General features: G+C 53.9%; 16 protein-coding genes. 9 read left to right on the top strand and 7 right to left on the bottom strand.

All coding sequences use genetic code 11. The features are described from left to right. The 4 genes from B2W96_RS04705 to B2W96_RS04690 all read left to right on the top strand — a co-directional run. Positions 1–249 (top strand): hypothetical protein (locus B2W96_RS04705; RefSeq protein WP_293009041.1); only part of this gene is annotated, 249 nt, incomplete at its 5' end. A 40-nt stretch (positions 250–289) separates the two neighbouring features. After that, on the top strand, positions 290–1,867 hold the full coding sequence (locus B2W96_RS04700; protein ID WP_293009040.1) for an ABC transporter ATP-binding protein: 1,578 nt from the start codon (positions 290–292) through the stop codon (positions 1,865–1,867). Then, positions 1,864–3,030, top strand: coding sequence for an ABC transporter permease (locus tag B2W96_RS04695; protein WP_293009039.1), 1,167 nt, complete (start codon positions 1,864–1,866; stop codon positions 3,028–3,030). Before B2W96_RS04700 ends, B2W96_RS04695 begins: the two co-directional genes overlap by 4 nt. After that, positions 3,027–4,007, top strand: a complete 981-nt coding sequence (locus tag B2W96_RS04690; protein WP_293009037.1) for an ABC transporter permease — start codon at positions 3,027–3,029, stop codon at positions 4,005–4,007. Before B2W96_RS04695 ends, B2W96_RS04690 begins: the two co-directional genes overlap by 4 nt. Positions 4,008–4,267: 260 nt before the next feature. On the opposite strand, the gene B2W96_RS04685 is transcribed toward B2W96_RS04690, so the two are convergent. Beyond that, the gene (locus B2W96_RS04685; RefSeq protein WP_293009035.1) at positions 4,268–5,443 is read right to left on the bottom strand and encodes an Mbeg1-like protein; all 1,176 of its coding nucleotides are present in this window, start codon (positions 5,441–5,443) and stop codon (positions 4,268–4,270) included. A 232-nt stretch (positions 5,444–5,675) separates the two neighbouring features. On the opposite strand from B2W96_RS04685, the gene B2W96_RS04680 reads away from it, so the two are divergent. Next, positions 5,676–6,284, top strand: coding sequence for a single-stranded DNA-binding protein (locus B2W96_RS04680; protein ID WP_293009033.1), 609 nt, complete (start codon positions 5,676–5,678; stop codon positions 6,282–6,284). 248 nt (positions 6,285–6,532) lie between these two features. Here the strand turns inward: B2W96_RS04680 and B2W96_RS04675 are convergent, their stop codons facing one another. Beyond that, positions 6,533–7,801 (bottom strand): methyl-accepting chemotaxis protein, encoded by a 1,269-nt coding sequence (locus B2W96_RS04675; RefSeq protein ID WP_293009031.1) that lies wholly within the window; start codon positions 7,799–7,801, stop codon positions 6,533–6,535. A gap of 542 nt (positions 7,802–8,343) precedes the next feature. Here B2W96_RS04675 and B2W96_RS04670 point away from each other — a divergent pair. From B2W96_RS04670 to B2W96_RS04655, 4 genes are all read left to right on the top strand, one after another. Next, positions 8,344–8,505: a hypothetical protein gene (locus B2W96_RS04670; RefSeq protein WP_293009029.1), complete on the top strand. Its 162-nt coding sequence runs from the start codon at positions 8,344–8,346 to the stop codon at positions 8,503–8,505. Further along, positions 8,502–8,702 (top strand): hypothetical protein, encoded by a 201-nt coding sequence (locus B2W96_RS04665; RefSeq protein ID WP_293009027.1) that lies wholly within the window; start codon positions 8,502–8,504, stop codon positions 8,700–8,702. Before B2W96_RS04670 ends, B2W96_RS04665 begins: the two co-directional genes overlap by 4 nt. A gap of 102 nt (positions 8,703–8,804) precedes the next feature. Beyond that, positions 8,805–9,125 carry a hypothetical protein gene (locus B2W96_RS04660; RefSeq protein ID WP_293009025.1) on the top strand — a complete coding sequence of 107 codons (321 nt, stop codon included), beginning with the start codon at positions 8,805–8,807 and terminating at the stop codon, positions 9,123–9,125. Positions 9,126–9,252: 127 nt separating this feature from the next. Further along, positions 9,253–10,257 carry an IS30 family transposase gene (locus B2W96_RS04655; RefSeq protein WP_293009023.1) on the top strand — a complete coding sequence of 335 codons (1,005 nt, stop codon included), beginning with the start codon at positions 9,253–9,255 and terminating at the stop codon, positions 10,255–10,257. Positions 10,258–10,361: 104 nt separating this feature from the next. Here B2W96_RS04655 and B2W96_RS04650 read toward each other — a convergent pair whose 3' ends face one another. The 5 genes from B2W96_RS04650 to B2W96_RS04630 all read right to left on the bottom strand — a co-directional run. Continuing rightward, complete coding sequence (locus B2W96_RS04650; protein WP_293009021.1) at positions 10,362–11,264, bottom strand: zonular occludens toxin domain-containing protein; 903 nt, start codon at positions 11,262–11,264, stop codon at positions 10,362–10,364. Next, positions 11,261–11,443: a hypothetical protein gene (locus B2W96_RS04645; protein ID WP_293009019.1), complete on the bottom strand. Its 183-nt coding sequence runs from the start codon at positions 11,441–11,443 to the stop codon at positions 11,261–11,263. Before B2W96_RS04645 ends, B2W96_RS04650 begins: the two co-directional genes overlap by 4 nt. Beyond that, the gene (locus B2W96_RS04640; RefSeq protein ID WP_293009017.1) at positions 11,443–11,676 is read right to left on the bottom strand and encodes a hypothetical protein; all 234 of its coding nucleotides are present in this window, start codon (positions 11,674–11,676) and stop codon (positions 11,443–11,445) included. Before B2W96_RS04640 ends, B2W96_RS04645 begins: the two co-directional genes overlap by 1 nt. After that, positions 11,669–11,827, bottom strand: coding sequence for a hypothetical protein (locus B2W96_RS04635; RefSeq protein ID WP_293009015.1), 159 nt, complete (start codon positions 11,825–11,827; stop codon positions 11,669–11,671). The genes B2W96_RS04640 and B2W96_RS04635 overlap by 8 nt, the downstream gene beginning before the upstream one ends. Positions 11,828–11,833: 6 nt before the next feature. Further along, a partial coding sequence (locus B2W96_RS04630) for a hypothetical protein (RefSeq protein ID WP_293009014.1) occupies positions 11,834–12,111 on the bottom strand: 278 nt, incomplete at its 5' end.

The raw sequence follows: 12,111 nt of genomic DNA, 5'->3' as shown, positions 1-12,111 counted from the left end.
GCGGAATTCGCGGCGGGGGTGTTCTTTTTTTCCGTGCGCCGGACACTGCGGCAGCATGGTACATCAGTGCCCTCCAAAAGCAGCGCTTATATTTGGATGCTTTCCATAATTATTTTTGTTTTGCCTAAAAAAAAATATTCAATTTTCACATTTTTAGGGCGAATTTTGATTTACAAGGCATTTAAACCGTGCTATACTGATCTTGTTTTACAGAAGCCGGTCAACCCATCCGGCATCGTTCTTGCATAACGCATTTAGAGCCACTTTTGGCAGGAAAGGATGGTCTTTCTTGGAGACAACCAGCGCAGTCCTCATGAAGCAGGTCACTAAGCGCTTCGGCGAAGTCGTCGCCAACGACGGCGTGGACCTTGAGCTTCGGCGCGGAGAGATTCTCTCCCTTTTGGGAGAAAACGGCAGTGGAAAAACCACGCTGATGAATATGCTCTCCGGCATCTACTTCCCCGACGGGGGCCAGATTTATGTAAATGGTCAGGCCGTGAGCATCTGCTGCCCCAGAGATGCGTTTGATCTGGGCATCGGTATGATTCATCAGCATTTCAAGCTGGTGGATGTGTTTACCGCAGCGGAGAATATTGTTCTGGGCCTCACTGGAGAGGGCAAGCTGGACCGCAAGGCCATCGCGGCGAAGGTCAAGGATATTGCGGACAAATACGGGTTTGACATTGACCCCAATCAGAAAATTTACGATATGTCCGTCTCCCAGAAGCAGACGGTGGAGATTGTAAAGGTCCTCTACCGGGGCGCGGATATCCTGATTTTGGACGAACCCACCGCCGTACTTACGCCTCAGGAAACCGACAAGCTGTTTGCCGTCATGCGCAATATGAAGGCGGACGGCAAGGCGCTGGTCATCATCACCCATAAGCTCCACGAGGTGATGGACGTGTCCGACCGTGTGGCCGTGCTGCGCAAGGGCAAGTTCATCGGAGATGTGTCCACCTGCGATACGGACCCTCAGAAGCTCACCGACATGATGGTGGGCCGGGCCGTGGAGCTGAATATCGACTGCCCCAAGGCGGAAAAAACCACCGAGCGCATTGAGATTCAGCACCTCACCGTAAAGGATAAGGACGGGGTCCCCCGTCTCAGCGACGTGAGCTTTACCGCCCGGGGCGGTGAAATCTTAGGCATCGCGGGCATCGCCGGTTCGGGCCAGAAGCAGCTTTTGGAGGCCATTGCCGGTCTTCAGCTCTGCGAGCCGGGCAGTAGCATTCTCTATAAGGATGAGGAGTGGAATCCGAACGCCCCCGCCAACGATCCTGAAAACGCCAAGCACGTTCACGAGCTGATCGGCAAATCCCCGCTGGATATTATGAAAATGGGCGTGGCCCTGTCCTTTGTGCCGGAAGACCGGCTGGGCATGGGCCTTGTCGCCAACATGGATTTGACGGACAATATGCTGCTGCGCAGCTATCTCAGCGGCCGGGGCGTTTTTGCCGACCGGAAAAAGCCCAAGAAGCTGGCAGAGACAGTGGTGGATGAACTGGAGGTTGTCACGCCCAGCGTTGCCACCCAGATTCGCAAGCTTTCCGGCGGCAATGTGCAAAAGGTTCTTGTGGGCCGAGAGATCGCCATGAACCCCACGGTGCTGATGAGCGCCTATGCCGTCCGGGGCCTTGATATCAACACCTCTTATACGATTTACAACCTCATGACCGAGCAAAAGCTCAAAGGCGTGGCCGTGATTTACGTGGGCGAGGATCTGGACGTGTTGCTGGAGCTGTGCGACCGGATTGTGGTTCTGTGCGGCGGTCAGGTCAGCGGCGTTGTCCCCCGTGAAGAAGCCACGAAAGAGGGCCTCGGTCTGCTGATGACTCAGTTCAGGAAAGAGGGTGCGGCGTCATGAGCAAGCCTGAAACATCCTGCGGTACTTCCGCGTGCGGCACCTCCAAATGCAGCGGCAGCGAACCCCTGATCCATATTTCAAAGCGCGTGGGCATCTCCAGAGAGAAGTCCTGGCTGATCCGGGGCGCCGCGCTGGCGCTGGCACTGGTGCTCTCCGGCCTGATTATTTTCTCCATTGTTCACCTCAACCCCCTGAAGGTCTACGAGGCTATGTTTCAAGGTGCCTTTGGCACCTCCCGCCGCGCCTGGGTCACTATCCGGGACGCGATGATGATGCTGTGCATCGCCGTGGGGTTGGCCCCGGCCTTTAAGATGCGGTTTTGGAACATCGGTGCGGAGGGTCAGGTTCTGGTGGGCGGCATTGCCACCGCCGCGTGCATGATCTATCTGGGCGGAACACTTCCCACCCCGGTTCTGCTGCTGGTCATGCTGGTGGTTTCCATGATTGCCGGCGGCGTGTGGGGCCTGATTCCCGGCGTGTTCAAGGCCCGCTGGGGCACCAATGAGACGCTGTTCACCCTGATGATGAACTATGTGGCCATCCAGCTCACCAGCTATGCCGTGTCCAAATGGGAAAATCCCGCCGGATCCAACTCCGTGGGCGTCATCAACCAGCTTACCAAGGACGGCTGGTTCCCCAGCGTATTTGGGCAGGCATACATGCTGAATGTCATCATCGTGCTTATCATCGCCGTATTGATGTACAGTTATCTGAAATACTCCAAGCAGGGCTATGAGATCGCCGTGGTGGGCGACAGTGAGAACACGGCGCGGTATGCCGGTATCAACGTGCAGAAGGTCTATATCCGCACCATGCTTCTCTCCGGTGCTATCTGCGGCGTGGCGGGCTTCTTGGCGGTTTCCGGTTCGTCCCATACCATTTCCACCTCCACTGCGGGCGGACGGGGCTTCACCGCCATCATTGTGGCGTGGCTCTCAAAATTCAATACCTTTGTGATGATTCTCTTCTCCTTCCTTCTCCTGTTTCTGGAGAAGGGCGCCGTGGAGATTGCATCCCGGTACAACCTGAATAACTTTGTGTCGGACATCATCACCGGCATCCTGCTGTTCTGCATTCTCGGCAGCGAGTTTTTCATCAGCTATAAAGTCAGCTTCCGCCGCAAGCGCGGCGCAAGCTGCCCGGTGGGGAGGGCGGACGCATGACACAATTCATCTCTCTGTTTCAGGCGGCCATCGTCTTTGGAACGGTCATCCTGTTCGGCGCGCTGGGCGAAATCCTGACGGAGCGCTCCGGCAACCTGAATCTGGGTGTCCCCGGCATCATGTACTTAGGGGGCATCGCGGGCCTGATGGGTGCATTTTTCTATGAGGCGTCCACCACCTCTCCCTCTCCCGTTGCGGGCCTTGTGATCTCCATGCTGTGCGCCTTTTTGGCGGCTGCTGCGGGCGGACTGATTTTCAGCTTTCTGACGATCTCGCTCCGGGCCAACCAAAACGTCACCGGCTTGACCCTGACGATTTTTGGCGGCGGAGTTGCCAACTTCTTTGGCGGAAGCCTGAATAAGCTGGCCGGCGGCGTGGGGCAGATTTCTGTGGCAGTCACCTCTTCCGCATATCGGTCCTCCACACCTCTGGCCGATTTTGGAAGCGCAGGAAAGCTGTTCTTTTCCTATGGATTTCTGGCCTATGCGGCCATTCTGATCGCCGTGGCACTTCACATTTTCATGAGCCGGTCCCGCATGGGCCTGAATCTGCGAGCTGTGGGCGAAAACCCCGGCACCGCCGACGCGGCGGGCATCAGCGTCACCCGCAATAAGTATCTGGCCACTTGCCTTGGCGCAGGCCTCTCCGGCCTTGGCGGACTGTACTATGTGATGGACTACACCAAGGGTACCTGGGCCAACGACGGTGGAATTGAATCTCTGGGCTGGCTGGCGGTTGCGCTGGTCATCTTCGCCACATGGAAGCCCATCGGCGCCATTTGGGGCTCCTATCTCTTCGGTCTGCTGTTCTGGATGTATTTCTACATCCCCGGCCTGAACCGCAGCTCTCAGGAGCTGTTCAAGATGCTGCCCTATCTGGTGACGCTGGCCGTGCTGGTGGTTGTCTCCATGCGCAACCGGAAAGAAAATCAGCCGCCCGCATCTTTGGGCCTCCCCTATTTCCGTGAGGAACGGTAGTCAAAAACTTTCGGCAGTCAAATTTTAAGCGTCTAAGAACTTGCTTTGATTCCTTTTTTAAGGATGCTTATTTGAAAACAAGTTTACCGCCTGTGGGCGATGCAAGACAAGGCCCCGGGGAAGGAATTCCCCGGGGCCCTGTATTTTTTCTTTCGTCCGCCCGCAAAGCGCGCTTGCTCCAAGTAAATGTTTTTTAAAGCCAAACGGCTTAGGAAAGAGAGGTTTCATCCCCGTCGGAAACCTCTTCCCGTCGGAGCTTTTTACGTTTTCTCTGCCTGCTCGCTCCGGCTCTCTCTCCAGTCCGCCCACTCCTTAAAAAGGCGGCGGCCATCTCGCTTCCAGTCCTCCAGCAAGGACTGGGTTCCCGTTTTAAACAGCACGCCCACGGCAAAATTCAGCGCCGTCAACGTCTTTTTGTCCAAAACCGCCAGCGCTTTTAATACGGCGACGGCGGACTTGGGTCCCTGTGCACGCAGTTCTGCCAGCGTGTCTGCGCTGGACGCAGAGAGCACCTCGAACAGCGCGTCGGAGAATCGCTCTCTCTGCTCCTGATTGAGGCCGTTTACCCACGCCTTGAGCACCCTGTCGTTTACTTCGATGTCGGTCATATCGTCCACCCGGACAAATTCCGGTCCCATTACGCACCAGGAAAAGCCGTCGTGCTGCAAAATTCCTATCTGCGTGGAATCCACCACGGTGAGTTCCTCCTCGTGCTCCATCAGAAGACCCACCACCGAGGACTTGGGCAGAATCGTGTGAATTCTGTCCGCGATCCTCCGGTGCTCTTCCCGGCCCGTAAGCGTAGCCCGAAAGCCAGGTCCGTCGTTGTTGTAAACAGCAAGAATTCGATTCTGAACCGTTTTTTTAGAATGTACGGCGCTGTACACCGCCAGATTTCCACCTTTAGAGTGGCCTCCGAGGTACAGCTTCCAGCCCCAATATTGTCTGGCAACCCTGTCCACATAGTCTGCCGCCCGTATCTGGGCAGGAACCGCATCTCGAAGAGCCATGTCAAAGTTTTCCTTCCAGCCAACCAACGTGTCGTCCGTTCCCCGGAAAGCAAGGTACGCCGTCCGCCCTGGAAGCTCCACGGAAATGGCGGCAAACTGTTCCCGGCGCACCTCGTCCAGATGCTCCTCGCAGCAGCTCAGAAGCAAGTCCTGAAACCGTACAGAGCCACTCAGCTCCTTCAGCATATTGGGAATTTTCTCCGGAAGCAGCACGCTCCTCTTCAGTTCCTTTTCCCTACCCTCGTCGAAGAAACGCTCCACCGCTTCACGCAGCGGAACACCGCCTTTCTCATCCACACCGGGGACGATTCCTTGGAAATCGGCATAGGCCAACTCGGAAAAAATCAGGCTGTCAACCTCATTGAAGGGCGCCTGAGAAAAGGTTAAATCCCCTCGCCAGTCAAGATAGTCCATCAGATTTGCCATGGACCGCACCTCCTCCCCTTTTCTTTTCTTTATTATATGCGAATTCCTCCGTTTGGAAAGAGAAATCTTCCGGTCTATTTCAGACAAGCCCGTCATAGGCTGTACCACACTGCGGGTGTCTGCCCGTCCGCGCACAAAAGTGCGGGATTGGGCGGCGCGGGTTTTTGCGATGGGATGCGGTCGGCGGCACGCCGACTCTGTCCCGTCATCTTTACGGACAGAGGTGTACGGCATGGAACAAACCAGAAACGAAGTGGAGCTGTGCGGCACGGTGGCCGCCGCTCCCAGCTTCTCCCACGAAAACCACAGCGTCAGCTTTTACTGCGTTCCCCTGCGCGTGGAGCGTCTTTCCGGCCAGTTGGACACGCTCCCCGTCCTTGTGCGCGCCCCCCTGCCGCCTTGCCTTGAAGAGGGCCAAAGCGTACATATCCTCGGCCAGCTCCGCTCCTTTAACAACAAAAGCGGCTGCGGCAGCCGACTGGTGCTGACGGTTTATGCCGCTTCCATGGAGCCATGGGACGGCAAACCAATCAACCGCGTTCTCCTGACCGGGACGCTGTGCAAGCCCCCCATCCTCCGCCGCACGCCCCTTGGCCGCAGCATCTGCGACGTGATGCTGGCGGTGGGCCGCCGATACAGCCGGGCAGACTATCTGCCCGTCATTGTCTGGGGACAGTTGGCGCAAAGCGTCAGCCGCCGGAAGGTGGGCGAGCCCTTGGGCGTGGAGGGCCGATTCCAGAGCCGCGTCTATACAAAGGTCGTGGACGGCGTACCCCAGCAGCGTACGGCCTACGAGGTTTCCGTCATGCATTTGACCGACGAACCGGACGAGGAGCCCTGAATCCCACCCGGCTTACATAACAAAGCCGCAAAAAGCGCCAGAATATTCTGCGCGCGGCCTTAAAAAAAGCTTTGTCCAACGTTGATTTAAAACTTTTGTAACAAACCCTGCTTTTTTGCTTAATATCTGACCGGTATTATCATACTTGCAAGGGACAAAACTTTTTTCATCAATCTTCCAAAAGAATGGACCGGACGCCGCAGGGCGTCCGGTCCGTTCCTTTTATCGGCGTTCTGTGAAAAACAACTTCAATTCACCCGCAGCTTAAAGGTCTGCACCAACGACTTCAGCTCTTCAGCCTGCCGATAAAGGGTAACCGTTGAGGTGGAGCTTTCCTCCGTCGCGGCGGAGTTGGCCTGCACCGTGGCGGACACCTGCCCGATTTCGTCGTTGATGGCGGATACGCCTGCGGCCTGCTCCGCCGCTGCGTCGGCAATTTTTCCCGCCAGATCCGCCACCTCATGAATGCCGTCCACAATTTTATGGAACGCATCGGCAGTTTCCCGGGCAATCCGCGTGCCGTGCTCAATCCGCTGAACGGAGTCCTTCACCATGTCGGCAGTCTCTTGCGCAGCCTTGGCGGAGCGTGCCGCCAGATTGCGCACCTCGTCCGCCACCACGGCAAAGCCCTTGCCGTACTGTCCGGCCCGCGCCGCCTCCACCGAGGCGTTCAGCGACAGGATATTGGTCTGAAACGCGATGGTTTCAATCGCTTTCATCACACCGGAGATATTTGTGGAGGAAACACTGATTTCGTCCATCGCCTCCAGCATCTCGCTCATGCGTCCGCTGCCGTCCTCCGCGTCGTGACTGACCTTGTTTGCCTGGGTGCGGGCTTTTGCGGCATGCTGTGCGCTGAGGTCGATGTTGGATTTCACCTGCTCCACCGCCGCCGCCAGCTCCTGAAGGGAACCGGCCTGTCGGCTGGAGCCCTCCGCAAGGCGCCCTCCTGCCTCTGAAATCTGCCCGGCCTCGGCCGCGATTTCGCCGGAAGCCGCCCGGATACGGGAAAGCATCCGGCTATTGTTCTCCGCAATGTGGTTCAGCGCCATGCCCAGCACGTCCTTGTCGGAGTTCAACGCCACCTGCGCGGTCAAATCCCCTTTGGCAATTGTCTCGGCGGCCTGCGCCTGCCGTCTGGTGCTCTCCACCATGGTCTTAAATGCCTGCATCAGCCTGCCCACCTCGTCATTGGTAAGCACCTTTACGTTGGCCGACGTATCTCCTTGGGAAAGCTGGGTTGCAATGCCGTTCAGAATTTTCATCGGCCGGGTCATGCTACTGTCAAGACGTCTGCACGCAATCACGCTCAGCACAATCGAAAGAACTGTCAGTGCCGCCACTCCGCCGGAAAAAACCGTGAGAAAGCCCGCTGAAACACTGCCCGCGGCATGCAGGCGCGCCATCACGGTCACGCTGAGCAAAGTAATCAGTATTGTAACAAGATTGACCGCTCCAAATCCTACTGCTAACCGCCGATGAAGCGCCATTGAATTCTGCTTTTCCCGGTTTTCCATGCAGTTTCCCTCCCATTATCAAATCTGCACTCATTATATCGTCATTCGGTGACAAAAGCTACAATAATTTTCCATAATCATATAAATTTTTTTCTTCCCTCAAATAAAAAGTTTTTTACTGCTGTGTGTTTTTTATTTCACTGAATTTTAGAAGGGCAAATGTCAAGAAGAAAATGGACATTTGACAGAAAAATGGTAATATGGAAAAAGCAGCATCTTAGCCGATGCTGCTTTTTTGTAACACGAATAGGCAGACGGTGGACGCTGGCTGCCGGGTGAGAGTGTGTTACAATGCTCTATCCTCCCGAAAGTCTGAAACGCTGCGGCGTAGACGATGAGAATAATGTGTCCTGCGGGACAGGAAGTTAACCAATATCAATCAGGTGTAAAGGGGCTTTCGCGGCATAACACCAGTGTGCGCACTGGAATTATTCCACGGTCCCCTTGACACCAGATAGAAATTGGTTAAGCCTGCGGCCAACAAAAGCAGCGGCAAGCCCTGCTTTTGCAGACACAATATTTTATTTTGGGAGGAACGGACTATGACTACTTATACAATTACACTTACGGATAAAGAGGAAACCAGCCTAAAACGCCTACTTGCATGGGACCTTGAAGATAAATCCACGCTTGACCCCGATACTCTTTTGAGAAAAAGAATCTACACAAAGCTGCTGGAATCGGAACGGCAGGTGCAGCTATGAAGATGATTAACGAAATCGGGCAAGCGGTCTATTTCAACCCCGTAGAAAAGCACGGAAACCTGCGGTACGTAATTTTATCTGCGGACGGTCAGCCCATCACCGGGCGGGACAGACAGAAGCGGCAAAGCCGCACCTTTTCACAGGAGCATCAGGCGGAAGCATACCTAAAACGGAACGGATACCGGGCGGAATGCTAGTTTTTATCCTGTTTTTTTCCGTGGGAAAAAAGACAGGCCCCAAGATATCGGGGCATACAGGGGCATTGAAGCCCACAAAACGTCGTAAAAGGAGACGAAACCATGAGAGGACACAGCCCTAAAAGCAACCTCCGCAGCTTCCGTTATTCGGATGAAATCGCCGCCATTCTGGAAGCGCAGGAGGGAAACAGCCTGAATGAGAAATTTGAAAGCCTTGTGCTTTTCTGCTTCTACAAACTGGAAAGCCGTAAAAAGGATTTGCAGTGCATTGAAGCAGACATCAAGCGGGAGCGGGACCGGCTATACAACCTACAACGGGCCACGGAGGAATTAAGGCAGTTGGAGCGAGATTTGCAGAGTGCAAAGAGATATTTTGAACTTGTGGAGCGAAGGGCAAAGAAAATCGCGGAAACGGAAGTGTAACACAAACCACCCGCGCCGGCCGGCTGGCGCAGCTGCGATATTGTGTTACAGAGAAGCCGCCCACGGGATAGCCGTGGGCGGTACTGTTTTATATCACGTTTTAAATTCACTTTGAGTGGAGGAACGCATGATGAAAAAACAGCACTACATGACCCACGATGAGCGACAGCAGTTAGAAGCCATGCGCCGCAATCGCATTCCGGTTGCAGAGATTGCCCGGCAATTGGGCTTTTGCCGCCAGACGATTTACAACGAGCTTAAAACCGGGGAATATACGCATACCTGCGACTTTTACGACGAGCGCCGCTACTCTGCCCACAAAGCGGAACAACGGCACAAATACGCCCAAACAGCCAAGGGCAGGCCATTGAAAATCGGCCATGACCGTGCCTATGCGGATTATTTAGAGCGGCTCATGCTGGGCGGCGGTGACAAGCGAAAGCGTTACTCTCCTGCGGCGGCTCTGGCACAGGCCCGGAAACAGGGCTACCAGACCGGCATTTGTGTGACTACCCTATACAGCTACATTTCAAAGGGCGTATTTCTCCACCTGCGCAACAAAGACTTAATTGAAAAGTCCAAGCGAAAGAAGCATGGGTATCGGCCTGTGCGGAGGATTGCCCACCCGGATTTACCTAGCATCACCACACGCCCGAACTACATCAACAGCCGGGAAGAACCGGGGCATTGGGAAATGGATTTGGTTGTTTCCTGCACCAGCGGGAAAGGCGCGGTGCTGACCCTGACAGAACGCACCGGGAAATTTGAGATTATCCGAAAGCTTGAAAACAAGAAAGCGGAAACGGTGCGAGAAGCGCTAAGGCGTATTAGAAAGAGCGGTGTAAAGTTTAAGAGCATTACAACGGACAACGGCTCCGAGTTTCTCCAATATGCAGAGTTACGAGCCGTAGCCAGATGCCCAATTTTCTATTGCCACAGCTATGCGGCATGGGAAAAGGGAACCAACGAGAATCATAATCGTATGATTCGCCGATGGTTCCCCAAAGGAACGGATTTTAACAAGGTGAGCAAACGGGAAATTACAGCCTGTCAGGAGTGGATGAACGACTATCCCCGGAAGTCTCTGGGCTGGTTCAGCCCGAATGAATTTGCTATGGAGATTGCCGTGTAACACATTTTAGCTTCAGCTGCGATTGCCCAGGTTAAAAATTTGTGTTACCAAACAGGGCGGGGGTCCCCGCTCCGGACGAGCCGGAGCGCGGGGACCCCACTTTCCTAAAAGGTTTTTTTCTTTCGGCTTTTCTGCCAGCGCCGGGAAGGCTTTACAACGCCGTCCATATTTGTCTGATTTTGATTCTGCTGCAACGCAAGAATTTCTGTTTCCGACATCATATTGCCGTCCTGCATATCCTTTTTCAGATTTCCCACACAGGCCAATGTATCATACGCTTCATAATCCCGGTCACGGACAAACCATGCATGCCGCCGAAGCGGGGTAAGCAATGTTGCGTTTGCGGCGTTTTCCATCTCCCAAGCGTCATATTCGTTATTTCCCTGAATGCGCCAAGTCTTATCACAATCCACGACATAGCTTGTCACCTGTCGGAGAAGCGCATCAACCTGCATGAATCGCTGGGCCGTGTAGAACAGGGAGATATGATAATGACGACAGGTCAGCAGCGTATTCAGAAAGAGCGGGTCAATGTTTTTCTTAAAGTTACGGCTGTTTAGCTGAACGCTGAACTCATCCCCCAAAACAAGCGTGACCGTCAATGTCCCGTTTGCATCGTCATATTCGGACTTCCGCTCCGCATCAAGCACAATCTGTTCCAGCGAAACAAAGCTTTCATACGGAACGGACAGCGAGACATTGGAGATGATTTTAATACGCTGTGTCACCATCTTATGACGGCGGGAACACCACACCGGCAGGCCGTCATAGTGGCGGTATGCGGAAACCACCTGATGAACGGCAGAAAGGGTCTTTCCTTTTCCAAACAGCCCCACATAGGCAACCAGCGACCCGGTAGGGCAAAGGTTTTTCATGTTCAGCTTGAAATAGAAATACAGGTCCTTCACACCGTAATAAACGGATGCTACCGGATGGAACGCAACACAGCGGACTTTTGGGAAAGCGGCTAAAATGAGAACGGCAATCACAGCCGCAATAAAAATCACTTAAACCACCGCCAGTCACAGAAGATTTGGACAATGGCAGAAATGACCTTAAACACCGCCAAAACCAAAACCACCGCCACGATAAATTGCAGCAGATAGGGAATCAGTTCCGCAAGGTTTTGCGGGGGAACCATATCCAACCCGGACAGTCCAAAAAAGTCCGTCACAATCTGAACCATTAAAACCACCTCCGAATCAGGTCCAAAAAGAACTTTAGCAACAGCATTACAAAAATCAGGAGCAAAAGCCCCTCCGTTACCGTGTAATCTGAAAAATCAGTTGTCAGGAACGGGCGGGATTCCTCAACAGAGACAAGAACGGTTTCAACAGTCCCGGAACCGGATGCTTCCGTGTCGGAAGGCTCAACGCTGAAAACCTCGGAACCGGCTGCACCAACATCAGTATCAATCATTCAAAAACACCTTTCCTAAAAACCAGAGAATCAAACCCGCAATCATTGTCCAAATGAAAATTTGCCAGTAGGAAAATGTAAAGCCGTACAGCGTCAACTGGGTATCCATCAGATTTTTGGTAAGCTCAAAAAGCGTCCCGATATATTCCATATGCGCCTACTTTCTCAGCACTTTCAAAATCAGAAGCACAGCAGCCAGCGCCGCCCCTAAAATCAAAATGTCAAAAAACTCCTGCGGGAGAAACGGAAACACGGCGGCGAGAAATCCGGTGAACCCGGAGAACAGCGAGGGAAAATAATCAAACAGGGCAAGAATGGATTCCACAATATTGCCGATTTTGCTGTTAATCATATCGACAAGGGAAGTTAAGCTATCCAGCAGCTTCCCTAAGAATGCTTTCACGACTTCAAGGAACCCGTCTGTAATGGAGCCAA

It is taken from the genome of Oscillibacter sp. UBA6647 (genome assembly GCA_002455655.1).
In the GTDB taxonomy this organism is placed as follows: domain Bacteria; phylum Bacillota; class Clostridia; order Oscillospirales; family Oscillospiraceae; genus Oscillibacter.
Note: the sequence above shows the minus strand (reverse complement) of the source record. Positions and strands in the feature narration are given on the sequence as shown.